Here is a 25,097-nt window from a genome sequence, read left to right as displayed (position 1 = left end):
CTGACAATATGATTCTGGTATACATCAAGCTTGCCTTTCGACTCCTGATCAGAAATTCGTTTTTCTCTTTAGTCAATGTTGTGGGATTGTCGATTGGCTTTGCTGCGTTCTTTTCGCTATGGCAATACGCAACGTCGGAGCTGATGACCGATCAGCATCACAAGGACTATGAGAGGATTTTCAGAGTTGGGATGCATCAGACCTGGGATGAGCCGGGCAATACCGGAAACTTAACGTTCGGTCCTTCGAGGGCCAGTCTGCCGCCGCGATTTAAAAGTGATTTCCCCGAAGTGGAAAGTTATGTCCGCGTGCTGGAACAAGGCGGCTTCTTTCAGGAGGATCTGATTGATGCACATGGAACCCGGATGGTCGTATCACACAGGAAGCAGAACGGAGAGGAACAAATTTTCCGGGAGACGAAAGCATCTTACGCCGATCGTAACTTTTTTGAGTTCTTTGGTATTTCTATGATCCATGGCGAAGCAAGCACAGCGCTTGCAGGAGTGAACTTTGTTGCCGTGTCCCGGACGTTATCAGAAAAGTATTTTGGAAATGAGAATCCCCTTGGTGAGATACTTCTCCTGAACGACAGCATCGCCATGAAAGTATCTGGCGTATTCGAGGATTTTCCTCATAACTCTAAACTCAGTTACGACATGGTGATCTCTAATGAAAGATTGCTGACTAAGTGGAGCGATGTGTACTGGGGAGGCACGCAGAACTTTATTAAGCTAAAGCGTGGGACATCAGGTCCGGACTTCGAAAAGAAACTACATGATCAGAAACTAAGATACTGGGGCGACGAGCTCAGGAAGTGTACCTGTGACCGCGAATTGTTTGTTCAACCGCTGGCAGACATAACGTTTGGCAATAGATACATTGGCGACGAGGGTGCGTACAAGTCGAAGATAACGCTCATTACACTGCAGTTTGTTTCTGTGATTGTTTTGCTGATGGCATGGATCAACTATGTAAACCTTTCTATTGCCGCACTGACCAATCGCATTAAAGAGTTTGGGGCGCGGAGGGTGAATGGTGCTACCGCGATGGACCTGGTGAAGCAATTTGTGATTGAATCGACGATGATCAACCTGATTGCTGTTGGTTTAGCGCTGACCATCTTACAAATGATAAGGCAACCGCTGGAGGGATTATTCGAGATTTACATCGTTGAACTTTGGTCGACGAAACCGGAGGTCTGGCTGGCATTGCTGATAACCATAGTTTGCGGCATTGCCATTACCGGAGCCTACCCCGCATATGTCTGCATTGTACGTCAGCCACGTTCGCTTCTTACGACAAAATATTCGGGCAGCAAGAGTTTTGTCAAGTCGGCGCTTACAACCTTGCAGTTCACTATTGCGCTGGCCCTCATCTCCTGGGTGTTCGTTGTCTATCTCCAATTGAATTATGTGCTGAAGAAGGACGTTGGTCTGGACCAGCAGGGAGTGATCATCGTGGAGGGGCCAGTTGTGAGGCCGCGAAACTACGATCAGACGTTTGAAACTTTCGTCAGGGAACTGAGCCGTCTTCAGGGGATCGTTGGTGCGACGTCGAGCTGTTACATGGTGGGTGACGCAACGGACAAGCCAGGCGACGTTAAGATTGTGGGGAGTACTGCCAGGACCGGGTCGGACGCCAACGGAGTAAGAGAGAACTTTATACCCTTCTTCGGTTTGAAGATTCTGGCAGGGCGGAATTTTGTTGCCGACGACCGGCATGATGCTGTTATTGTGAGTCGCATAACTGCCGAGCGTTTAGGTTTTAAGGATCCGGGAGATGCCATTGGAAGGAGGGTTTTGGTGAACACAGGAAGATGGCATAACCAGCAGTACGGCGAACTGGTTGGCGTTGTCGAGGACTATAATATTGTTCCCTACTTTAACTATGGCGGATCCAATACAGTAGTTACGTCGGAGGGAGGATTCGGAATATTTCTCACGCACAATAATGCGCTGTTTCCTGACCTGAGTCAGCAGAACGTCGCCGTGAAAGTCGATCTGGCCAATGTAGATCGTGTTATGACAGAGGTGGTCAAGCTTTTTGATCGCACTTTCCCGGGCAATACTTTCGAATGGCGTTTCCTCGATGAGCAGATTGCGGGTGTTTACGGAAAAGAAAAGGTGGCGAGAAATCAGATCCTGATGTTTACCATACAGGCTATCGGTATTGCGTGTATGGGACTCGTTGCCATGATGACGCATCGGATTTTTGAAATGACTAAGGAAGTTGGAATACGAAAAGTGCTGGGTGCTTCCGTTTTTGAGATCGTGCGCGTGCTCGTTCAGAGTACCGGCGCGCAGTTTGTCATCGCTGCGATGTTTGCTATCCCCTTATCATGGTACCTTGGTAATCAATATTTGCAAAAGTATTCGGAGAGAATACAACTCAGCTGGTGGCATTATGTTGTTCCCATTGGTATTCTGCTCGTGATCATGTGTTCAACGATTGCCAACATGTTGCATAAGACGTTGCGTTCAAATCCTGTTGATTCTTTGAAACACGAATAGGGGGATACGAACTGTATATTCATTGAGGATGAGCAAAGAACAAATTCAGGACCTGCTTAAGTTTTTGAGGCCTTTTTCGAAGGAGATTCAATCGACTGTGTTCTGGCTGCGGGACTTTGTGTGGGATTTATATCCAAAGGCAAACGAGTTGATCTACGATGACTATAATGCACTCGCCTTTGGCTGGTCGCCAACCGATCGTGTTGGTCACACGTTCTGTTCGATAGCGGTGGGGCGAACGAGCAAAAACATTCACTTTGGTTTTTACTGGGGATCGGAGATCGACGATCCGAAAAGGATATTGACAGGTGAGGGCAAACAATATCGCTATGTGCTGGTCGAAGATGTCGGGTTGTTTCCCAGAGTATACATTGAGAAGCTGTTAAAACAGGCTTACGCGACTTCGCTGAAGAAGGTGAAGGATAAGGGTCAAATCAGGAGCGGGCTTACGATTACGAAATCTGTTTCGGAGAAGAAGCGAGTGATCAAGGCGAAGAAGGTCGGGGTAGTGAAGAAGGTAGCGAAGAAAGGTTTGGGAAAGATGACGAAGAAGAGTTCGAAGGAAAAAAGGAATTAGTCGCTGAGGTTGGTTTTAGACTGTACATAATTGTATTGTAATAACGGTATGAATTTGTGTGTGCGTTTCGTTTCAGTGACAGTGGATTATTCCGCCCGGTTGGGGGCAGTCGGCGTTCGGGTTTGAACACCGCTCCTGTCGTGAGTTGCCTGCAGCACTCATTTTAAGCCCCTGTTCTGCTGGCATGAATTTTAAGCCTTGTGACAGGATGGCGATGAGCCATCGACAGATTTACCAACCTCTACCTATGCTCGGAAACTACTTTATCGTTGGCCTGCGCTCCCTCAGGCGTGACCGCGTCTTTTCGGCCATCAACATTTTCGGACTCGCCCTGGCTACTTCGGCCGCTATCTTCATTGGACTTTGGGTAAAAGATGAGTTGTCGTTCAATACGTACTTCAGGCGTTACGACCAACTTGGTCGCGTGGTGCGTAACATTGAGGCAGACGGAGAGGTCCTGTCGAGGATCTATCTGCCCAATGCGTTGGGTGATCAGTTGAGAATAAATCATTCACAGGTCTTCGAAAAGGTAGCGATGGCTTACCCGGTGGAGGACTACTTCGCTACGCTTGGCGACGAACAGTTTTCTCTGCGCGGGCAGTTTATGGAACCGCAGGGGACAGCAATGCTTGAGCCCGACATTATTGAGGGAACGTCGGCCCTCGATGATCCGCACAGCATCATTATCTCTGAGCGTACAGCCCACAGGTTATTTGAATCCGGACATGCACTCAATCAGCAATTTACCATCAACAACACTATGGAGGTCGTGGTGAAGGGCGTATACCGCGATCTTCCACATAACACCGACTTTGATGACGCGGAGTTTTTTGCGCCGCTTAGCCTGCTCGCTAGTTATGAACCGTGGATGAAGACTTCTTCGTTCACACAAAATTATCTTCATACATACGTGATCATGAAACCCCACGTCAGTATTGAGGAGGCATCGATGGCGATCAAGGATGTAATACTTAAGCAAGTGGAAGGAGACAGGGAGTACGCCGCGCGGCATCCTCAGTTGTGGATCCAGCCGATGAAAGACTGGCATCTGTATTCCGAATGGAAAAACGGAAAGGCTACCGGAGGCAAGGCAAGGACCGTATGGATGTTTGCAACCATCGGAGGATCGATCCTGTTGCTGGCCTGTATCAACTTCGTAAACCTGAGTACTGCACGCGCAGAACGCAGAACCAGAGAAGTGGGTGTGAGGAAGGTGATTGGGTCAAAACGCGTACAGCTTATTGCTCAGTTTATGATCGAATCGGCGCTCGTCGTTCTCAGCAGTTTTGTTATAGCCATTGTGGTATGCAGCGCGTGTATGCATTTGTTTAATCAACTTACGCGGAAGCTGATCGTGATGCCGACGGAAAGCCTAATGTTCTGGCTCGCGTGCGCGCCGTTCCTGTTGATCACTATTTTGCTCGCCGGCAGTTACCCCGCGTTTTATCTTTCCTCATTCGACCCGGCGAAGGTGCTTACGGGGCTGCGCGTGCAAGGGGAAAGCGGATGGCCCCGAAAGGTGCTGGTAGTAGTTCAGTTCTCAGTTTCGACGATCCTGATCATCGGCACTATCGTTATCGCGCGACAGGTGCAGTTCGGAAAGGACAGACCCGTTGGTTACGAACGTTCTGGGTTGATGATGATACCGATGATCGGAGCGGAGATGAGTGAGAAGTCGGATGTGGTCAGAAATGAACTGATTGCCTCGGGAGTTGTGAACGAAGTTTCTGTTTCGTCGAGTCCTCCGACTGACATCTGGTCATCGAACTCCGGTTTTGACTGGGAGGGAAAGAGCCCATCGCTGGAGCCCGTGTTTGCCACGATCACTGTGAGTCCGGAGTTTGGAAAAACAGTAGGGTGGACGTTGATACAGGGACGCGACTTTGACAGGAACCTGGCGAGCGATTCGTCGGCCTTTGTGATCAACTCCGCCGCTGCCCGTGTACTTGGATTTGCAGATCCCATTGGTAAGGGCATATCGTGGGAAACGTGGAAAAGTAAATTCAATCGTTTCACTGTGATAGGAGTTGTGGATGATATGCTGATGGGGTCGCCGTATGACGACGTTATGCCTGCGGTGTATTTTCTCAGCAAGGAAACGCATCACTATATGAACCTTCGTGTTAATGCATCAACCAGTGAGCGAACGGCAGTGTGGCGGGTTAGCGAGGTGTTTAACCGGATCGTTCCGGAAGTTCCGTTCGACTATGAGTTTGCCGCCGAAGAATACGATGCGAAGTTCGCGACCGAAGTGCGTGTTGGAAAACTTGTAACACTTTTTTCCGTGCTGGCGATCGTGATCAGCAGTCTCGGCCTGCTTGGTTTGTCAGCTTATGTTGCAGAGCGAAGGAGCAAAGAGATCTGTATCCGGAAAATATTGGGCGCTTCTACCGGGCGCATGTGGAGACTGTTGTCAGGGGAGTTCGTTTTGTTGGCGATGGCCGCGGCGTGTGTTGCACTACCGATAGGCTATGCGCTGATGCGAACGTGGCTCGAGCTGTTTGAGCACAGGGTTACATTTTCATGGTGGATGTTTGTTGTTCCTGTGGCGGGCATGTTAGTCATTGTGATGATCACTGTTAGTCTGCAGATTCTAAAGACCGCGATGGGCAATCCGGCGAGGAAGCTGAGGGCGGAATAGGGTATTTTTTTGACCCACCCTATCAGAGCCTACACCTAGCTTAATCCTATTAGAAACCAACGCTACGCTCAACAGGATCACGATGTACAAAAAATGTACAGTGAACCTAACCAGGGTCACTATAAGGTCACTGTAATGTCACTATAATGTCACTGTAAGGTATTCATTATGCCCTGATACGGGCTGGCATGGGTGCCTGAGATTTTTAAATCGCTGCAAAAGCAGTAGATTCCCTTATCTTAAATCCCCACGTTGTGATAATATATCCATGAGGAAAGAGAAGGGCAACAGCAAATCCGGCGCCAAAAAAGCTAAGAAAATTCATCCTGTAGGTGAGGGTAAGATACTTGTGAAGAGCAAGACGTACGGCGACCATCCCCGCAATAAGAGGGGAACGATAAAAGAAGCAGTGTTGAACGACGATATGAAATTGTCGGGCTCTCAGACCAAGTTGGCGAACCTGTATGCAAAGGCCGTTAAGGATCCATTGGACCCATTTCGCGAAAAGTTTCACGATGGAACGATGTGGAGTACGTTACTTTCGCTGTTCAAAAAGCAATTGTGGCGGGACGGATTAGTTGATCTTAAGTCTTTGGAGGAATTTCAGTGCCACTCGGAGTATCCACTGACTCGCTTATTTCAGAGAAAAATTTCTGCATCTGTGTCGTCGGGCGCTACGCTTGATATTGAGGTAATCACTCACGGTGGTGTCAAAAGGCGTTCAGAAAAGGCCAAAGATTATCGTCAGATATTAATCGTAATATTTTATAACGACGATTTTAAACCCACAGTCGAATCAGAAACGGCTTTCTTTAAGCTGGGTATTGATAAGCGGAATAAACAAAACGTCAGTGTTCCGATTCCAAAGGGAAGTATTGTCGCACTGGTGGCCCTGCGTTGTGATCATTGGAAAGACGGCCTTGCTGGTGGATTTAGCAGAAGGGGCCTGGAGATACTGAAGGCGATAGATCTTCGAACCAGTTAATAGTTAATTTTTACAATGTTTAGTTTCCTTAAGAAGTTATTTAACCCTCCTGCGAAACAATCTTCCGGTGTTGTATTAGGAATGGCACTGCTAAATGAAGTGCCGGTAATAGATTTCAAAAAGATCATTGATGAGTTACACTACACGCATGGGCTTTCGGTTAAAGAGCAACAGATCGATGAAGGCAAGGGTATCAGTGTAATTCAATTCGACCAATCGCAGGTAGCCATCGCGTTGATCGATGCGCCCATCCCCGGCAATGAGCTGGACTTTCCATCTTCAATTTCTTACTACTGGCCCCAGGCAAAGGAGGTTGTATCTAATCATAAAGCTCACATTATAATATCGGTTTCATCAACGACGGAAACCAAACTAAACCTATACAGGACTTTTACTCACGTGGCCTCAACCGTACTCACGCATACCAATGCGATTGGTATTTACCTGGGCAATCAAACGCTGGTGATGCCGACTCACTTTTATGTTGGCTTTGCCAATTTGATGTCGGACGACAACCTGCCGCTGATGAACTGGATTTACATCGGAGTGAGAGCAGAAGAGGGCAAGAGCAGCGGCTACACTTTCGGACTGAAAGAGTTTGGATTTGACGAAATTGAGATCCTTAACTCTGATGAATCGTCCACTGCAATACGGGAGATGCTTTTTAACCTGGGTCACTACGTGATATTAAACAACGTTATCCTCAACGACGGCGAGACGTTCGGTATTGAGCCGGGGCAGAAGTTGCCGATCAGGAGATCGAAAGGCAAGCAACTCGAGGGGACGATTGTAAAGGTTATTTATTGAACTGTCTGACGACTCTTTATTAAGCAAATCACATTTGCCATTTCATATTAAGGGGTTTAAAAGCACAAAAACTGCTTTGAATAAACCCGATTGTCCTTACGTGGTACAGCGCTGTCAAGCTGATCGTCTGAACGCTATTTCGCCAATGCCCCACGAACGACTCTTTCGTTTGCATAAATAAAATCGGCCTGCCAGCCCAATCCGGGAACCAAAAAACATTATTGTACGTAAATAGACAGAGTTGTCTATTTAATGCACTTAGCTTTGGTTTATGAAACAGAGAGGACAAGCCGTTGCTGATAAGATCCTGGATACCGCTGAACGTCTTTTTTACGCGCAGGGATACAGCAACACTGGCATCAACCAGGTGATCGAAGAGGCCGATATCGCCAAGGCATCCTTGTATAAACATTTCGAAACGAAGGAGGACATCCTGCTTGCTTACGTTCAACGGACGCATGAGTTGTGGTTCACAAGGCTGCAGGCCACTGTCAGTAAGGTAGAGGATCCGAAGGAAAAGCTGCTTGCCATATTTGATCATCACATCGAGAGGCAGAAGGTGCGCGGTTTCGGAGGATGTCCGTTTATAAAAGCAAATGATGAAGCGGGTACGAGTGATCCCCGTGTTCTGGCTGAGATCCAACAGGCAAAGCTGCATAGTAAAAAATTCATAAGGGCATTGGTGGTAAAGTCAGGGCATAAGAAGGTATTGTCGGACCAGGAGTTGACGGAGATGATCTTTGTCGCTCTGGAAGGGGCCATCGCCCTGGCATCGGTATTCAAGCAGCCAGGCGAAATACAGGCAGCAAAAAAGATTATTCAAAAACTCATCTGAGATTAAACAGGTAACGGAGATGAAAGAGGTAAAGAACAAGTGGCTGGAGCTGATCATCGTGTTGTCGGCTCCCTTTCTTTCGGTAATTGATGTGTTCATCATCAACGTGGCGATACCTGCTATCAAGAAGGGCGTGCATGGTACTGATGCAGAGATTCAGCTGGTGATTGCAGGATACCTTCTCGGTTATGCTGCTTTCCTGATCACGGGCGGAAGGGCAGGAGATCATTTCGGACGCAAGAAGGTTTTCTTCTGGGGGATGCTGGCGTTTACGATTGCTTCAGTTTTGTGCGGACTGTCGACGTCTGCCCTGCAGCTTAATGTCACGAGGTTCTTCCAGGGACTCAGTGCTTCGTTTATGGTGCCGCAGACTATTGCTTTCATACAGGTGTTATTCATTGATGCAAAGGAGCGTGCAAAAGCTTTCGCGCTGTATGGCATTACGCTCGGTACCGCAGCGGTGATCGGTCAGGTGCTGGGTGGTTACTTTGCAGACACGCATGGAGTGATTGAAGGATGGAGGCTAGTGTTCTTTATCAACTTACCCATAGGTGCTGTTACGCTTTGGGCCACACATAAGTATGTAACCGAAACCGGGAGTCTTCGTGATAAGAAGTTTGATTATTCCGGAATTGTCATCTTAACGCTTGGGCTAGTCAGTTTGATCTATCCATTAATTCAGGGTCGTGAAGCGGGCTGGCCTGCCTGGAGTATCGTGATGCTGTCGCTGTCGTTGGTAATCTTTTTTGTGTTTATCATTAATCAGAAGAAGAAACTTGAGGAGGGTGGTAATCCTTTGGTCGACGTAAGACTATTTAAGATAAAGGAGTTCAACATTGGATTGCTGGCCGTGTTGTTTCACTTCATGTTGCACACCGCTTACCTTTTGATCAGCGCGGTCTATCTTCAGAACGGACTTGGGGTTTCTGCTCTCGACAGTGGGTTGTACTTCATATTGCCAGGTATCCTGTTTGTAGTGTCGTCGGTGATTGCATCGAAGATGATCCTTCGATTCGGGAAGCGTGTATTGCAGGTTGGTGTTGTTATCCTTGCAATGGCGTTTTACCTGCAGATGGAACTTTGGGAGCCCGGCGCCAACACCTGGCTGGTAATTGGACTTATGAGCATGTGGGGGTTCGGGAACGGACTTGTGCTTCCATCGTTGCTGAACCTTGCGCTGAAAAATGTTCCTGCTCAATATGCGGGCGCAGCAGCGGGAGTGTATTCAACCTTTCAGCAAACAGCATCGGCACTGGGAGTGAGTATCATCGGCGGTGTGTTCTTTTATTTCTCAAAGTACGATTGGCAAATAGCTTATCATGCGGGAGTCGTTGGTCTGCTCATTTCACTGGCGCTGGTAGGGATGATGTTGTTTTTGCTTCCGAACGTGAAAGCAACAAGTGCGGCCGTATCAGTAAATGCGAATAGTAGCGATAAGATTTTCGTGCCGATTAAGAATTAAAGAGCTTGAAATTATGAATTACCTCCGCGGAACGGTACGTTAAAATCGACCTATATGGATGCTTAAGCGCAAGGTGACTTCCATTAATGTAAATGCTATTGATGTTCCGTCAATGTCAATGTCGTTAACTAGTTATCGTATAGTATCAGATTGCTGTCGCGGTTTCCAGCTTGCCGGTACGCCAGTAACTTTCCATTTGTTCTTTTGAAAAGGCTGGAAATGTTACCTTCAAATCTTCCGCCTTTAGTCGTATCGCCCCACCCGCCTTTATATTGAGCGGTCACAAAAACATAATCACCAAGATCAACTATCCGGTTATAGTAGTGCTTAACAATAAAAGATACACTTGGTGTATAGGTCTTCAGCATTTTGGGTCTGATCGTTTCCATTCCGACATGGATGGAATCAAAAGCTGACGACAGGATGGCATCATTTGTAAATCCGTTGGCTCTCGCGTTTCCGTCGCCGGTCGCTACAGCCTTTAAGACGATCGCATCAAATGCTTCAACTTCGGACATCAGCTTCTTGCTCACCTTGTCAGTTCCGTTGAAGTTGATTCTTTCGACACTAACATCTGCGTAGGGCACCACTTCGGGCTCTATATATATTTCGGCTCCAAATGTCTCTGATACGATACTTAGCTTTCCTGCCTTGTCGCGTTTCCATAAAACCATGTAATGTCCGCTGTATTCTCCCTGAGGATTTTTACCCGATGAGCAATTGAGATTAAACGTGCCGATCTCCAGGAGGTGATCGGTATACTGCTCAACGGAGAATATCTTTTTCTTGTAACTTCTGATATCTCCTGCGGCAAACCAGTCTTTAAAGAATTTGTTTAACACTTTAACTTCGAAAATGGCAGGCTTATACTCGGGGAAGAACGTGAGTTGTGTAGCGTACAGGTTGGTCAGGGCATCGGCATCTTCGGTAATATAGAGCTGCTCCATTGTATTGTTTGTCGCTTCAAGCTCTGTTCGAAGATCATTTGAATTCCTGGAAACGTTTTGACTGTTTACGTCGATAGCTGAAGCGCATGTTAGGCCGACAACGAATAGCAGGCCGATCAATTCGTGTTTCATAGCAGTTGGGTTGTGTATTGGATTGGCTCAAAAGTAGCCGCGGCAGGAGGAAGGCAGAAATCGGATTGACTAACGCGGGTCGTGCATGTACGAAATATGCATATTAATTGATGTGCAGGGTCGCGGCGATGAAATGCAGGGTCGGGAGGTTTGGGAGTTTTAGAGTTTTCGGGAGGTGCGTTGATTTGAAAGCTCTGCGCTTTTGCTATGGTTTGATTTGGATGGCTCGTTCTTCGTAGCTGGTTTAATTCCGAGGCAGCGCAGAGCGCCGGGAGACTGCGGCTTTGCTTTCCCAGCATTTAAGATCTGATGGGGTCTAAGCTTTCAATGTGCAGTTTGATGCATGTAGTGCGTTGTAGGAGGCGTGTAGGGCTACCGCGATGAAATGCAGGGACGGGAGGTTTGGAGTCAGAGTGAGTGTGGAGTGTGAGAGCGGGGAGGGCTATTGACAGGAGGGTGTTCAGGCCCATGGTATTTTCAGCCTTCTTGTAAATCGAAGATGAATTTTTTAGAAAATCGAGCAAAATGGCTGTTTTTGAGGCAGAAGAGAGCCTTATTTTTTGGGCGAAGGGGCTGCCCGGAGGCCTTGGGATGGGCAAACTTTATATATTTGCGCCTCGATTTGTCTGCCGGACGGGCGGATTTGATCTGGTCCCGTAGTTCAATGGATAGAATAGGAGTTTCCTAAACTTTTGATGCAGGTTCGATTCCTGTCGGGACTACTTATTTATTGATAATTGATTGATTATCAATACATTGAAGTGTGCTTTAGGAAATTGCGTACCCCATTACGTACTGAATAGTTTTGTCCTGCTTCGTAAAAAAACTGTGACGAAGCGAAGTGATGTAGTCAACCGCCATTATTCCCCGCCAGGGTTTCAACTATCAAGTACTATTTATAATTGCTAACTTGATAACATTGGTTAGGTTGATAAGCACATAATGCAGTTACAAGAATTATTGGCCATGTCAAATGGCGCTCGTTTCTTTAGGGCCGATTTACATATTCATTCTCTAGGAGCATCTCACGATGTCAAGGATCCGACAATGACACCAGAAGCAATCGTTGCGACTGCGACCGCTGAAGGGCTTGATGTCATTGCAATAACCGACCATAACGAGATCAGCAATGTTCGTTCCGCGCTCGTGGCAGCAAGTAATTCAACTTTGTTGGTAATACCCGGAATTGAACTCTCCACGCCGCAGGGACATTTGTTATGCTATCTACCCAACATAGACAGTTTAGAAAAATTTTTTGGAAGACTAAGTATCGTTGATAGAGGGTCCGCGAACTCCCGATGTCAGAATGCAATTCTTGATTGTCTAAACCAACTGGGTACGTTAAGTGGATTTGCTATTCTAGCACATGTGGACACGGCAAGCGGATTTGAAATTGAAAATCCAGGAAATTCACCTCACAAGCTTGACATAATTTGTCATCGAGCATTATTGGGGATTGAATTAAAAAATGCCGCGTCTGACATTCACTATTCGGACTGGGACCGGGATGTAAATCGGAAAACGCTTGGACGTAAGCGCATTGAGAAGCTATCACTAGGTTCAAACCAATTTCTGGCGCGAGTTTTAGGCTCGGACGCGCATACACTAAATGCGCTTGGACGAAACGCAAGTGGTGTTAAAAAGGTAACTAGAATTAAAATGGCTAGTCCGTCCTTCTCGGCACTTAGAATAGCACTCGAAGATTGTGACGCAAGGGTAAGAATTGAGGATCAAATACCATCTACTATTCCTCGAATTGCAGGGCTATCATTGGAAGGCGGATTTATGCATGGCCAAAAAATACACTTCAGTCCCAATTTGAATTGTATCATCGGCGGAAGAGGAACTGGAAAGTCTACAACTTTTGAAGCTGCGCGTTGTCTGACGGGGAAGGAAAGCGACAATCCTGTTGTTGATTGCGAAGTATGGCCAACTAACATTAATCTCTTTTGGTGCGATCAAGCGAATGAATATCATGCGCTAAGAAGGGATGCCGGTATGAAAATCGTCAACACGGGCAATCCAGAAAACGGACCGACTTCGTTCCAAATCGAATGTTATGGTCAAGGGGAAACTGAAAAGATTTGTAAAGACGCACAAAGTAATCCTATCGCCCTGCTGGCCTATTTAGATCGGTTTGTCGACCTCAGTGACCTTCAGCAAGAAGAGAATAATGCGCGAAATGAGTTGTTAATAATTCAGGAAGAAATTGAAAAAGCAACGAAAAATGTCAACCTAATAGCTAGCAGTGAGAGGTCATTGGCTGTAACGCAGCAACAGCTAGCAGCCCTTGAAAAGGCGAAAGCGAAGGAGGTAATCGAACTATCTCGTCAACTTGCATCGGAGAGTGAAATTAGGGCCCAAGTAATAAGGAAGGTCAATGAAATAAAGCTCAGCATTGATGGACTTTCTCCAAAAAATAAAATCGATGAAATAGCCCGACTGGCGCGTGCAAGCGACCTAACTATTGGACCAAAGGAATTTGAAAAAATGGTGGCAGATGCCCGCGAATTTGGAGTTGAAGCTATCAATGTTCAAAATCTCGCAAAGGCTGAATACTCTAAGTTGGCAACTGCAATTCAAAGTCAAGTTGTTCAATGGAAATCAAAGGAAGATATCGCCCGAAATACAATTGAAACACTCAAAAAGCAACTAGCCGCACAGAACATACCGTTAGACATGCGCTATATTCAAAAGCTTGCAAATGAAGAGGCACAGCTGCAAGCTTACCTGAATACTCTAAAGACATGGATACCATACTTAGCTGAGCAAAAGAAGCTTTACAAACTAACTGCCAAGCGAAGGTGGGACGCGAGGGAACGCATAGCGATGACGCGAGGCGCATATGCCAAAGAGGCTTCAGAAATCCTCAAATCCGGGTTAACTGACCTATCAGTTAGTTTAAAATTTTCGCGCAGTGCGTATTCGCCCGATGCCGAGGAGCAAATCAAGCAGGCGATGGGTTGGAGAACTAGCCAGGTACCCAGAGCCTCATTAATGATCAAACAGCTGACAATGCCGGAGTTGGTTAAGGCAATTGATAACAATGACGCATCAAAAATCATGACCGTTGTCACTGCGGAAAAAACAACAGTATTTGACCGAGCCGAGGCAGAACGAATAATTGAAAAATTATCAATCCCTGAAATTCGGTTTGCACTAGAAAGGTGTCCAGTGTATGATCTCCCCCAACTTATAGTTACCAAAACTATCCAAAATCCAAATGGTTCTCCGACGGTTGCAACCAGAGATTTTGCGAAGCTCTCACTCGGTCAACAACAATCGGTTCTATTAGCATTAATGCTTTCAGCAAAGAGTAAAGATCCGCTAATCATTGATCAACCGGAAGATAATCTAGATGGGGAATTTATTTATCACAGCCTAGTTCCCGTTTTACGATTAGCCAAAGAACGACGGCAAATCATTATCGTAACGCACAATGCAAACATCGCTGTACTAGGAGATGCCGAACAAATCATTGTTCTAAAGAGCTCCAACGAAAAAAGTGTCATCGTATCTCGGGGTTCGATTGATGACACCGCAACGAGAGATGTCGCATGTAAAATCCTGGAGGGTGCGAGAGAGGCATTCGAGCGACGGGCTAAGATTTACGGATTGCAAAGAGCGCAATAGAAGCAATCGTCTGATCCATCAACCTTAAACAAATCTAAACAGCATTCATTCAATGTCATTACTGGAGTATCACCAAGCCACGACGCACGAGCTCTTAGCGGTAACACACAAAGTGAGAAACCTTATACATCACTGGGGGGAAGATGGTAGATATAAGGAGGCCATTTTAAAAAATGTCCTAAGGAGATTTATTCCAGAACGATATTTGATCGCGACTGGATTCGTGGTAAAACCAACGTTCACGCGCGGTGAACACGTATCTTCGCGACAAATTGATATTATTATTTATGACAGCACAAGTCCTGTGCTATTCAAAGAAGGAGATTTTGTTATACTTACCCCCGATGGAGTAAGAGCTATCGTCGAAGTAAAGAACAACCTTCAGACTCAAGACCTCGCGAGGATCATTCATCGAGCTAATGAAAATGGCAAGTTTGTATTCTTAGGAAAAACAAAAATGGATCAGACGTTAAACTTTTTTAATGGAGTCTTCGCTTACGAAGGATATCAATTTAATGCTAGTTTCAATTCATTTTCAAAAACCTTTTCCGAAGGCAACGATGAATACGTTCAAGATGATAACTATTCAAAATTCAAGGTAAATCATGTATCGTTAAACAAGGACTGGTTCATTAAGTATTGGCCGGACGATCAATTGCCGCATTCTGTATACCGAATCAATGACTTATCCTTTCCCTTCTTTATTTCAAATCTCACCAATTATCTCGCGAACAAATCGGTAACAAAGAACAATTTTGTCTGGTTTGTCACTGACAAAGAGTTGAATCTTGAACACCAATTTTAACATTCTCGATTATTTCAAAAGAGCCTTGCAAAGCATTATCCATAAAAAATCAAATAAGAAATGTTCGGTCCAATGCTCATAGACAGAGAACCTAATAATGGCATTACAGAAGAACACGGTTATTGCTTAAAATAACTCTTCAGTAATATTGACAAAGACACGCAAAAGATCATGAGAGGCTTTAGCAAAACGGTCGTTCTTTTTGGCGCGGGAGCGGCCCTGGAGTGGGGAGGTCCAACGACCTCTTACTTAACAGCAATGACCCGAAAAGTTGGAACTCTTTTTACCGGCCTAGACGGCCAAACGGCTACAGAGCTCATTTATCAGACTCTGTTGAAGTCAGGGCATTCAGCCGAAGATATTAATTTTGAGACACTTGTTAATGCTATCGACGAGCTAATTTCCCACTACGCTTACTTTGACGGGAAACGCAAAACGTCGTCGATAAGTCGTACATTATTACACTCAAACTTTGGCGATGACTTTTGGGACTTTGATATTTACGGCGGGGAAGAGACTCATGGCTATCGCTTAAATATTCCTAAGGGAACGACTTACGATTATGCTGAATATTCGATTAACAACGAATCGCCACACCAATTCTATTTTCAACATCTTCTCAGTTTGATGTTAATCAACATAAACGCCAGAGTCTCTAAATATTCTTACACAAAATCTGCGGAAACGGCGCATGGCGATTTCACAACAATCAACAGCGCGTTCGGCGATTGGTATCGGCAAATGAGCAATGATTCAATTGTGCGGATGTATACGCTCAACTACGATAGAAACTTCAAACTAATAGCCGCACACCTGGGATACGATATTTTTGAGGGTTTTAGCGAACCGTCTAAAGTAGGAAGTATATATCATGACGGAAGACTGGAGCTTGATAAGATTTTAAATAGAGAGGATATAGCAGTTCATTACAATCTTCACGGATCTTCTTTCTGGAATGTTCATCCTAGGGATCAACGCACACAATTGAATAATATGTGGGTATCGTTAAATCCATACATTTCATTGTCATCTATTTCCAGCAGTCCTGTGCTGCAAATTAATCGAGGCCAAAGTGTCCAGGTAAGCAACATTATCACCGGTTACCACAAGACTCAGAAATCTTTTGCAACCCCTTTTAGACAAATGCAGGCGGCATTTGATAGGGACTGTATGTTGGGAGACCGTATCGTAGTCATCGGCTATTCCTTTGGTGATTTCCACATAAATTCGTCCATTGTAAATGCTTTGAAATACAACAAAAAGGTCAAGCTTGAATTTGTCGACCCAGCATACAGTGAAGTGGACGGAAGGAAGGGTTATGACCTTCTTGTAGACCGGCTAATACATATTTTTTCAGATTTTTTCAAGAACAAACGAACTCGGCCAATTTACAGCCTTGACAAAATGTGTTGCACCTATTTCGAAGATCGATTAAAAGTATCCATGATGGGCTTCAAGCAGTACTTAACAGAACAGCATTGGAAAATATGATTGAAACTTATAAGTTGTAACTGTCAAACTAATTATGGATTGACACAACTCTAGAAATTTCCCTTTTTACAAGGGCCGGCAAGTCTTTTGATTGCCAATCGTTTCCGGAATCTCTAATCCAAGCAAGACACTGCTGTTCGTCGAGCGAATCGTCGCTGATGTACTCTTTGAGTTCTACTGAAGAAGTTCTTGATAGGCCAAGGTTGATCAGTGATAGCTCGGTCTTTGTGTTTACACCCATTTCTAAGAACAAGGAAATATCTTGAATCTCGTCAACCAAATCCGATCGCCCTATTCTCTCAAGATGAATGCGCAATATATCATTGTAGCACGAAAGAAACTTCGGCGCCTTATACCGCGCTATCGACTCAATATCTTGAAGAACGGTGCGTATTGTCGTATGAATATCTTCATCTGGAACCGCCTTATGCCTTGCGTCTATGATTCGTCGTACGGACATACCGCGCATCCAGCAAACGACGAGTATCGCTTGCTTGAAGAGATACTTTTCCCTGTTCGTAAACTCATTTGTCAATCTTCCATAAAATCGTTCCATGACTTCTTTGAAACGGGTAACAGCATTCGAGTCCGAGGCAAAAGGAATCAACAATACATTTGGGTCGTTAGAATGCGTTATAAAGTACTGAAGCATGGCCCGCATTGCTATCGGACTTATACCAGGATGATTGTCAATCAGCTGAGAAGGAATATCGTCGACAGATAAATGGTCGTCAATGGCCAGCTGAAGTTTGCTTATAAGGGCAACCGGTAATTTTGACATCCACGGAATTCTGTTAATCCCTCCGAATGACTTTGAACTCGCCATAAGATATGAGGCCATCGATTCAAATATCCTCTTTTCTGGTCGTGCAGCCTCTTCTCTAGGAGTTCCATCATTTATGAATTTGAGCAACTCGCCTTCATTACGAAGCGCCTGCTCCGTGGCACGTGTTATTGGCATTGCAGTCTTGGCCTCTGGCGCCGACCACTCCTCTGGATCCACACAAAATATATTGCCCTGGAAATCTTTTCCCCAACGACCAGCTCTGCCCGCAAGATTCCAGAAATCCTCAGGAGTCATCGGATTTCCCAATCCACGTTTAGGAGCACGTACGAACAAGTTCTTACAAGGAAGATTCACGCCTTCGATTAGCGTTGAAGTGCATACTAAGTAATTTATTATGCCATCTCTAAAGAGAGCTTCAATCTCCTCGCGAATCAGTAATGGAATATTACCGTAATGAAATCCAACCCCAAATCTCAGGACAGATATAAGTCTAAACTTCCGGTGGATTGCCTTCTCGCATAATTCAATTAACTCAAGAATTCGGGGGTGTGGTGGATCTACTTGCTTACCAATTAAATCGCACAGTTGTGCCGCCATCTTCTCCGCTTCTGATGGACCATTTACGTAAAGTATATTTCCACCTTTACCTCCCAAGTAATGAGCAAGCATTGGAAGCTTAAAACTGGCTGGCGAGGGCCGATTCGGGAGGTTAATATCTCCCAGTGTGAACCTGTTTGATCCATAACATAATTGCAACGTCCATTTCTTGCCCAATACATGCTTTACCCAAATCAAGTTTTGATTGACAGTGATATCAGTGAACTTTTTACTGTAGCCATCAACCTCTTCATCCACAAAGATTTCAGGATTACTTGCCTGAGGAGAGATGTACACTAGCTTTACCGCAGCGTTCCTGGATTTCGTTTTCTCGATTACATATTGGAGTAGGATTCCACGTTCCCGATCGGAAATCTTATATGCTTCATCCACAATTAAGACGTCGATATTGCTGTGCACTTGGGCCAATAACAATTGCAGTCTCTCCTGAGTCAGTACATAAATAGTCGAACTTTCGACCCCCTCGTTCGCTACATCAAACGGAAATGTCGTGACGTTAACCCTAGAGGTTGCAATTTTGTCGGACAATGAACTTTGCATATCTAATTGAACCTCGGAGATCAAAGCGCGAGTTGGAACCAAATACACGATCACAGATGCCAATTTCTCTTCAAGCATCTCTCTTATCCATTGCTTTACTAAATATGACTTACCAGCAGATGTGGGAGCTGAAACGCTAACTGCTCGGTGATTGTGAAGAGCGTTCCAAAACTCCCTTTGAAAATTATTGACATCAACAGCCGCTCCATTTCTCAGCCAGATAGAATGCTCTAAACCATTCTTAGTCCAATTAACTGAGCCGGTAAAGCTTGCAATCCAATCTCGACCATGACTGAGTAATTGCCTTTCGCTGGAAAGATTGATACTCATCCGGTTTGCCATCTGATCCAGGATAAAAACAGCAGAACCTTTTTGAACCTCAGTTGTATCAGTTACTGATTGTAGGCAAAACTGAGCAATCCGGAGTGCGGTGTCCTGCAAAGTACTGTCTTTGGAAGTGGCAATAAGACTGGCCGCCTTTAGGAGGTAACTCCAGTTGTGAACTCGCGCCTCGGATGAAATAGCTGAGAACTGACTTTTCACAGACTCAATCAGCAGCTTGTAATACTCCGTTGTAAACTGAGTCTGCCCAAACAACCAAGACCGCAATTCCGTTTCTGACATGGTGAAGTGGTGTTAGAGTTCCATAGTCAATTAAAAAACACTAAGCGCGTTGTACTCCTAACGTTTCCAAGAATATTCTACGAAATTCATCAACGTCAGGTACGGGTAAGCAGAAAAAATGTATATCAAAGGATCCTAGCTCCTCTGCTGTCAGTTTTTCCTTAATCTTTTGCTTCCAGCCAGTGCATAGGTCAGAAAGAACCTGCTCGGTTACATTTTCAGAATATACGTCATCATCAAATCCCACTAGGCACAATCCGCAATACTTTAGTGAATTGTATTCAGCACTATCCTTGTCAAGTAGCGCTTTCACGATCCTGGTATAATCGATGTTGTCCAAGTCCAGATGGTTCTGCAACAAGAACAGGTCTTCTGTATCCGCTCCATCTACTCGCTTCAATATCGGACCAATGCTTTCAAGGCAACTACTCAAAGCGCTATCAAATGATTTGTGAAATTTCGATTCCCCCCAAAATAGCTCAATACACTCCTTGTTGCTGAATCCAACATGTATCCCATCGGCGCCATGATAGTGTACGCCCGCAGATGTCTTTAAGCTCATTTTACACAGGAGTTGAGGCAAGCGCAAAAGAACCTCACCTAGCACGAACAGTAACATCTCACCACCCTCGCCGGTGTTTTTTAATGGTGTGAACAGCTTCCTGGCGTTGAACTCCAAGCGAGTCATATTTGTCGACATTCGCTCTTCCTCATCGCGTTTTTTTGCCTCCGAGATCATTGATCTCGGAATGACATATTCTATTACATGCCTGGCGACGAATTCGACAAAGTCCCTTGTTCTCACCTGGCGGTTGCCATTTAGATGGATTGAGTGAATATAGACTTTGGTTCGAGTTTGGTCTACTGGGCAGCTGAACTCAATAGTCCTTAGATAATTGGACAAACTGGTTGGACTGCCTCGGACGATGTCCTCAAATATCTTATTGACTAAATCCAACTCCATGCAATGAAATCATATATCACACAACGACCGCCTTGCTTGAGTGTTTAATGCCCATGTGGACACAAATACATAGTTATTCCTAACAACTAACGTCATTATTTAGCCGGGGTGAAAGGCCAGAATTCATCTAAGATAAGCGAATTTTAACTCATTTTGGAGTTTTTCGGCAGGTTAACCAACAGAGCCGCTCAGATTGTTAGAGTTATTTACAACTCAATTCACACGCAAAGCGCGGCGTCGACCTCTCCATGCTGATAGTTCCTGGCACTTCTGCGCATCTTTTTGATTGTAGAATGCCAACCCTTTAGTTGCGTATTGTATTATACTTCTTATGAAAAGGTTGTAGATGTTCGGAGGAATTCGTTCTCTGTACTCAATGCCCATCCCAGTAGACGCATCATGATATTCAATTGTAATTAGGGTATCAGGCGCTATTGTTACGAATTGGAGATGAGGTGTCCCCACGATCGGCGCGTCTGAGAGGGGAATAATCTTTTTCGGAGTCCTATAAACTGTCCACTTTCTCTTAAACGCGGTAATAGTTTCTTCAGTCATAAATTCTGTTCCTGAAAGTTGCCATTTAAGTTCAATATATGCTTCGAACTTCGCGCGGCCTTGTTTCTCGTACAGTTCGGTGAGGTTATTTAAATACTGGTGTGATCGTAGTTGGTGGTGAGTCGAAAAGAATGATAGCCAGCTTTTCTCCATGTCGTCCTCAATTTTTCCAGTTCGTGCTAACTTCATCATCGACCCATAAATCGGCAATTTTTCCAATCCGGAGATAATATTTTCAAAATCCAATATCAGTGTCGTTGGATCATTCTCGATTTCCTTTGCGAATGTTTCGTACCTGTCAGGGTGATGTCTTTTACAAAATTCTAGTGCTTTTTTCGGCTCAATTGGAGCAAGACCTAAGTTCTTTTCAAAAAACACATCGTTAGTTGGTAGTGTAAGGATTTTGTTACTGTTGATTTCAAGGAATGTGATTGTGGCGTCGCGTGCCCGTAGTTTAGACTCCTGATTAGCCGTGAAATGACAGTGATAGTTTTCGTTCCAGAGAGCTGACCAAAAACAGGGATTGATGTGAGTTCGTTTTGTTAAAGGCACGAGGCGAGTATTAAATGCATTAGCGCGATAGAACTTTGCACCAACATCTTCGACGCATGATGCATCGCCAAATATACCCTACCTGCCCCTAAAGTATGCAACTCTTTCCCTACCTCAACTTGGGCCCTAGTCTCACCCAGACCGTAATCTTCAGAGCCAAGTCGCTGCGTAAGGTTCCAACAAGTAGCTACACTTGAATAAAGTAATTATCATCATTGCGCAGCTACCTTAAGAGATATTCGGGAACGGATGAAATATTTTGACCATGCACCAAGGCAGTTAGGTATCTCTCTGCTTCCAGCGCAGCCATGCAGCCGGTTCCGGCCGCCGTTATAGCTTGTCTAAAAGTTCTGTCCTGAATATCGCCGGCGGCAAAGACACCTGAGATGTTCGTAGCAGTACTGTCGGGTTGTGTGAGCAGATAGCCGTCGACATCCATGTCCAGCCAACCTCGGAAGATATCACTGTTGGGCTTGTGGCCAATGGCAACAAAGAACGCGTCGGCAGATATATTGGTTTGTTCGCCAGTAGCGTTGTTGCGGACGACTATCGCTTCAACTTCCTTATCGCCCAAAATCTCCAGCGTTTCGGAGTTCCAATGGATACGTATGTTGGCCGTGTTATTAACGCGTTGTTGCATTACCTTACTCGCCTTCATGCTCTGCGCATCCTTTCGAACGATCATGTGAACGACGCGGCACAGTTTTGAAAGATACAATGCCTCTTCGCATGCCGTATCCCCAGCCCCGACGATAGCAACGTCTTTGCCACGGAAGAAGAACCCGTCGCACACAGCGCAGGCACTTACACCATAACCATTTAGCCGCTTTTCGCTCTCCAGTCCGAGCCACTTTGCAGATGCTCCCGTGCATATGATGACTGTCCTGGCCGATAACCAATCTTCATCATTCAACTGAACACGGTGCAGAGGTCCTGTGAAGTCTACCTGCGTGACTATGCCGTATCGAATGTCGGCGCCCATTCTGAGCGCTTGTTTTTCAAAGTGCATCATCATATCGGGACCTTGCACGCCATCGGCAAAGCCCGGATAATTTTCTACTTCTGTCGTGGTGATTAATTGGCCACCGGGTTGAATGCCCTGATACAACACCGGACTAAGTCCGGCGCGCGCAGCGTATATCGCAGCAGTGTAGCCGGCGGGCCCTGAACCGATTATGAGGCATTGTATAGGATCTAACGTATTAGTTTTCATGGCTTGCTTGAAGTTTCGCTTTATCAAATGTTTCCTTTGCGCATTGAAGCCAGTTCAGGTATTCTGCTGCATCCGGTGTATAGCCTACGGGTATGTTCAACAGCCGTTCCTGATTGTCAACGACGGCATAGAGAGGCTGCGTGACCTGCTGGAAATTTTCGGCCTCGAATGTCGCCCACTTGTCGCCATACGTGTTGATGCTCTTTGTCTTCCGATCATTGGTTTCATAGGTGAACCTTTCGAGGACCGGCAGCTTCTTTCGATCGTCTACGTAGAGCGACACGAGTATGTAATTCTCCTTTATGTAGCTGCTTACAGCGGGCTGACTCCAGATATTCTCTTCCATCTTGCGGCAGTTCACGCATGCCCAACCGGTGAAGTCTATCAGAAGGGGCTTGCTCAAAGAGTCCGATAACATCACCGCTCTTTGATAGTCGTTGATGACATTGGCCTCGAGTGCTCCGTGGTCATTTGTTTGATTGTCATATAGGCTATACGACATGGGCGGCGGAAATCCACTAAGCAACTGCAGACGTCCGGCGCTGTTCGGCAACACTCCAGGTACTAGGTAGAGTGCAAATGTCAATGAAACGACGGCGAGGACTTTGCGTACCACGCTTATCTTCTGCCCCTTATAGTCATGTGGTAAGCGAAGTATGCCGAAGAGGTAGGCTGAGAGTCCCAGTGCGACGACTATCCATATCGCTATGAACACCTCGCGCTTCACCAGTCCCCAGTGCATTACCAGGTCGGCGTTGGATAAGAACTTTAGTGCGAGTGCCAGCTCTACGAAGGCAAGCACCTTCTTTACAGTATCCAACCAGCCACCAGACTTAGGCAGCGACTTCAACAAGTTGGGAAAAGTGGCGAACAAACCATAAGGCAAGCCCAGGGCTACACCGAATCCCGCGAGTCCGGCGGTGAGCGGCCACGCACCGCCACTTAATGAGCCTACTAACAAGGATCCGAGAATAGGTCCCGTGCAGGAGAATGAGACGATGACAAGCGTGAGCGACATGAAGAAAATACCGCCGAGGTTTCCAAGTCCTGCTTTTCCATCGGCCTTGTTGGCAAGACTATTGGGCAGGCTGATGACAAAGAATCCGAAGAATGACAGCGCGAAGTAGGTGAATATCGCGAAGAACAACAGGTTCAACCAGGCGTTGGTAGAGATCGCGTTGAAAATCTCGGGATTGACATCGCCTAGTATATGAAATGGGAGACTAAGCAAGATGTAGATCAGGAAAATAAAAACACCGAACAACACGCCATTTCTGATAGCTGCTTTACGATTGCCCGATTGCATGGTGAAGTATGAAACGGTAACTGGTACCATGGGAAATACACAAGGTGTTAACAAAGCAATCAATCCGCCCGCGAATCCCAATAGGAATATTCCGAACAGACTCTTTTCTGTAGCTTCCTGTCCACCGCATTGCGAGAGCGGCTCATCAATGCGGATGTTACTTCTCTTGATTGTCTCCCCACCTGCAATCTGTGCACTTGCATCGAGTGCGATAGCGAATCCATGCTCGACCGGGTAGAACTCTTTGCCATTGGCAGCATATACCGTGATCGATCCATTCAGAATCGGTGGTATCGTACCGATGATATTAACTTCAAACTTGAGCTGAAGGAACCCTGAAAATCCCGAAGTCACCTTGTTCTCGAAGATGGCGTCTTCAATATTCCGGGATTTGCCCTTGAATTGAGGACCAGAGATTATGTGGACGTTCTCATATTCAAAGTTGATGATCGGCGCCTCCAAACCTTCGATGTCATGGTTCAACCCATAAACATACCACGTGTCAGGAATCGCTCCAGACAATGTGATCGAGTAGGATGTTTCACCTGTCTTGTCAGCGGAAGAAGTCCATTCGATAGACGGCTGCGCGTACGTATACGCACTGAGTACTACCAGAGCTGCCAGCATGATGGCAACCTTCCAAATATTGCTGTGCATAAGTTGTTAGTTTAGGGTAATTTCAAAAGGTACAGTTACCGGGGGAAGGCACTTGCTGTCATTACAAACCATGTACTCGATCGTTCCCTTCAGCGTAGTTTTTACCGGCGACTTCAGCTTCACCTGCTGAACAAAACTGGCATCTCCGGAAAAGTACCTGACGTCCACTCCAAAGTTTGAATCATGAATCGTCTTAAGCTTTCCTTGCTCTTTAATGCTTCCCGACATAGTCACCAACGGATTCGGTTTGAATTGAATTTTTGTCGGTATCGGTCCGCCTTCGGGTGTATTTTGAGAGTATATATGCCAAGGTGAAGATACCGTGGCAGACAGGTTAAGTTCGTAAGTACCGGAGTCGGTCTTTTTGCTTTCGAACTTCCATGTCACCGGTGACTCTTGCGCTGTAACCCTGAGGCCGGTGAATAGGAAGATGTAGAGGAGAATATGGCGTGCCAT

General features: G+C 45.7%; 17 protein-coding genes and 1 tRNA gene. 11 read left to right on the top strand and 7 right to left on the bottom strand.

Going from position 1 to position 25,097, the window contains the following annotated elements:
* Positions 1 to 8 precede the first annotated feature (8 nt).
* The 7 genes from WBG78_RS20795 to WBG78_RS20765 all read left to right on the top strand — a co-directional run bounded on the left by WBG78_RS20795 (position 9) and on the right by WBG78_RS20765 (position 9,817).
* Positions 9 to 2,510 (top strand): ABC transporter permease, encoded by a 2,502-nt coding sequence (locus WBG78_RS20795; protein ID WP_337328408.1) that lies wholly within the window; start codon positions 9 to 11, stop codon positions 2,508 to 2,510.
* A gap of 28 nt (positions 2,511 to 2,538) precedes the next feature.
* The gene (locus WBG78_RS20790; protein ID WP_337328407.1) at positions 2,539 to 3,087 is read left to right on the top strand and encodes a hypothetical protein; all 549 of its coding nucleotides are present in this window, start codon (positions 2,539 to 2,541) and stop codon (positions 3,085 to 3,087) included.
* Between the two features lie 247 nt (positions 3,088 to 3,334).
* Positions 3,335 to 5,728, top strand: coding sequence for an ABC transporter permease (locus WBG78_RS20785; RefSeq protein ID WP_337328406.1), 2,394 nt, complete (start codon positions 3,335 to 3,337; stop codon positions 5,726 to 5,728).
* Positions 5,729 to 5,996: 268 nt separating this feature from the next.
* Complete coding sequence (locus WBG78_RS20780) at positions 5,997 to 6,713, top strand: hypothetical protein (RefSeq protein WP_337328405.1); 717 nt, start codon at positions 5,997 to 5,999, stop codon at positions 6,711 to 6,713.
* Between the two features lie 15 nt (positions 6,714 to 6,728).
* The gene (locus WBG78_RS20775; RefSeq protein WP_337328404.1) at positions 6,729 to 7,520 is read left to right on the top strand and encodes a DUF4261 domain-containing protein; all 792 of its coding nucleotides are present in this window, start codon (positions 6,729 to 6,731) and stop codon (positions 7,518 to 7,520) included.
* Positions 7,521 to 7,791: 271 nt separating this feature from the next.
* Positions 7,792 to 8,355: a TetR/AcrR family transcriptional regulator gene (locus tag WBG78_RS20770; RefSeq protein ID WP_337328403.1), complete on the top strand. Its 564-nt coding sequence runs from the start codon at positions 7,792 to 7,794 to the stop codon at positions 8,353 to 8,355.
* A gap of 19 nt (positions 8,356 to 8,374) precedes the next feature.
* A complete protein-coding gene (locus WBG78_RS20765; RefSeq protein ID WP_337328402.1) occupies positions 8,375 to 9,817 on the top strand; it encodes an MFS transporter in 1,443 nt (480 codons plus the stop codon).
* 128 nt (positions 9,818 to 9,945) lie between these two features.
* Here WBG78_RS20765 and WBG78_RS20760 read toward each other — a convergent pair whose 3' ends face one another.
* Entirely contained in the window at positions 9,946 to 10,896 is a 951-nt protein-coding gene (locus WBG78_RS20760) for a YybH family protein (RefSeq protein ID WP_337328401.1), read from the bottom strand.
* A gap of 650 nt (positions 10,897 to 11,546) precedes the next feature.
* Between WBG78_RS20760 and WBG78_RS20755 the strand changes: the two genes are divergently transcribed.
* The 4 genes from WBG78_RS20755 to WBG78_RS20740 all read left to right on the top strand — a co-directional run bounded on the left by WBG78_RS20755 (position 11,547) and on the right by WBG78_RS20740 (position 16,825).
* Positions 11,547 to 11,618, top strand: a tRNA-Arg gene (locus WBG78_RS20755).
* 220 nt (positions 11,619 to 11,838) lie between these two features.
* A complete protein-coding gene (locus tag WBG78_RS20750) occupies positions 11,839 to 14,529 on the top strand; it encodes a TrlF family AAA-like ATPase (protein WP_337328400.1) in 2,691 nt (896 codons plus the stop codon).
* A 52-nt stretch (positions 14,530 to 14,581) separates the two neighbouring features.
* On the top strand, positions 14,582 to 15,334 hold the full coding sequence (locus tag WBG78_RS20745; protein WP_337328399.1) for a DUF6602 domain-containing protein: 753 nt from the start codon (positions 14,582 to 14,584) through the stop codon (positions 15,332 to 15,334).
* 171 nt (positions 15,335 to 15,505) lie between these two features.
* Positions 15,506 to 16,825, top strand: a complete 1,320-nt coding sequence (locus WBG78_RS20740) for a hypothetical protein (RefSeq protein WP_337328398.1) — start codon at positions 15,506 to 15,508, stop codon at positions 16,823 to 16,825.
* A gap of 28 nt (positions 16,826 to 16,853) precedes the next feature.
* On the opposite strand, the gene WBG78_RS20735 is transcribed toward WBG78_RS20740, so the two are convergent.
* From WBG78_RS20735 to WBG78_RS20710, 6 genes are all read right to left on the bottom strand, one after another.
* Positions 16,854 to 19,394 (bottom strand): DEAD/DEAH box helicase, encoded by a 2,541-nt coding sequence (locus WBG78_RS20735; RefSeq protein ID WP_337328397.1) that lies wholly within the window; start codon positions 19,392 to 19,394, stop codon positions 16,854 to 16,856.
* Positions 19,395 to 19,434: 40 nt separating this feature from the next.
* On the bottom strand, positions 19,435 to 20,358 hold the full coding sequence (locus WBG78_RS20730) for a HamA C-terminal domain-containing protein (protein WP_337328396.1): 924 nt from the start codon (positions 20,356 to 20,358) through the stop codon (positions 19,435 to 19,437).
* A 213-nt stretch (positions 20,359 to 20,571) separates the two neighbouring features.
* Positions 20,572 to 21,291 (bottom strand): hypothetical protein, encoded by a 720-nt coding sequence (locus WBG78_RS20725; RefSeq protein ID WP_337328395.1) that lies wholly within the window; start codon positions 21,289 to 21,291, stop codon positions 20,572 to 20,574.
* 397 nt (positions 21,292 to 21,688) lie between these two features.
* On the bottom strand, positions 21,689 to 22,678 hold the full coding sequence (trxB, locus tag WBG78_RS20720) for a thioredoxin-disulfide reductase (protein ID WP_337328394.1): 990 nt from the start codon (positions 22,676 to 22,678) through the stop codon (positions 21,689 to 21,691).
* Complete coding sequence (locus tag WBG78_RS20715) at positions 22,668 to 24,641, bottom strand: protein-disulfide reductase DsbD family protein (RefSeq protein ID WP_337328393.1); 1,974 nt, start codon at positions 24,639 to 24,641, stop codon at positions 22,668 to 22,670. Before WBG78_RS20715 ends, trxB begins: the two co-directional genes overlap by 11 nt.
* A gap of 6 nt (positions 24,642 to 24,647) precedes the next feature.
* On the bottom strand, positions 24,648 to 25,097 hold the full coding sequence (locus WBG78_RS20710; protein WP_337328392.1) for a protein-disulfide reductase DsbD domain-containing protein: 450 nt from the start codon (positions 25,095 to 25,097) through the stop codon (positions 24,648 to 24,650).

This window comes from Chryseolinea sp. T2 (genome assembly GCF_037203685.1).
Classification (GTDB): Bacteria; Bacteroidota; Bacteroidia; order Cytophagales; family Cyclobacteriaceae; genus Chryseolinea.
This window is presented reverse-complemented; position numbering and strand designations above follow the sequence as displayed.

What these genes read in the sequence shown, in the direction of transcription:
- WBG78_RS20770 (WP_337328403.1), top strand. Translation starts at nt 7,792, where the DNA reads ATGAAACAGAGAGGACAAGCCGTTGCTGATAAGATCCTGGATACCGCT.
- WBG78_RS20795 (WP_337328408.1), top strand. Translation starts at nt 9, where the DNA reads ATGATTCTGGTATACATCAAGCTTGCCTTTCGACTCCTGATCAGAAAT.
- WBG78_RS20790 (WP_337328407.1), top strand. Translation starts at nt 2,539, where the DNA reads ATGAGCAAAGAACAAATTCAGGACCTGCTTAAGTTTTTGAGGCCTTTT.
- WBG78_RS20715 (WP_337328393.1), bottom strand. Translation starts at nt 24,641, where the DNA reads ATGCACAGCAATATTTGGAAGGTTGCCATCATGCTGGCAGCTCTGGTA.
- WBG78_RS20730 (WP_337328396.1), bottom strand. Translation starts at nt 20,358, where the DNA reads ATGGAGTTGGATTTAGTCAATAAGATATTTGAGGACATCGTCCGAGGC.
- trxB (WP_337328394.1), bottom strand. Translation starts at nt 22,678, where the DNA reads ATGAAAACTAATACGTTAGATCCTATACAATGCCTCATAATCGGTTCA.
- WBG78_RS20765 (WP_337328402.1), top strand. Translation starts at nt 8,375, where the DNA reads ATGAAAGAGGTAAAGAACAAGTGGCTGGAGCTGATCATCGTGTTGTCG.
- WBG78_RS20710 (WP_337328392.1), bottom strand. Translation starts at nt 25,097, where the DNA reads ATGGCACGCCATATTCTCCTCTACATCTTCCTATTCACCGGCCTCAGG.
- WBG78_RS20740 (WP_337328398.1), top strand. Translation starts at nt 15,506, where the DNA reads ATGAGAGGCTTTAGCAAAACGGTCGTTCTTTTTGGCGCGGGAGCGGCC.
- WBG78_RS20745 (WP_337328399.1), top strand. Translation starts at nt 14,582, where the DNA reads ATGTCATTACTGGAGTATCACCAAGCCACGACGCACGAGCTCTTAGCG.
- WBG78_RS20785 (WP_337328406.1), top strand. Translation starts at nt 3,335, where the DNA reads ATGCTCGGAAACTACTTTATCGTTGGCCTGCGCTCCCTCAGGCGTGAC.
- WBG78_RS20750 (WP_337328400.1), top strand. Translation starts at nt 11,839, where the DNA reads ATGCAGTTACAAGAATTATTGGCCATGTCAAATGGCGCTCGTTTCTTT.
- WBG78_RS20735 (WP_337328397.1), bottom strand. Translation starts at nt 19,394, where the DNA reads ATGTCAGAAACGGAATTGCGGTCTTGGTTGTTTGGGCAGACTCAGTTT.
- WBG78_RS20775 (WP_337328404.1), top strand. Translation starts at nt 6,729, where the DNA reads ATGTTTAGTTTCCTTAAGAAGTTATTTAACCCTCCTGCGAAACAATCT.
- WBG78_RS20760 (WP_337328401.1), bottom strand. Translation starts at nt 10,896, where the DNA reads ATGAAACACGAATTGATCGGCCTGCTATTCGTTGTCGGCCTAACATGC.
- WBG78_RS20780 (WP_337328405.1), top strand. Translation starts at nt 5,997, where the DNA reads ATGAGGAAAGAGAAGGGCAACAGCAAATCCGGCGCCAAAAAAGCTAAG.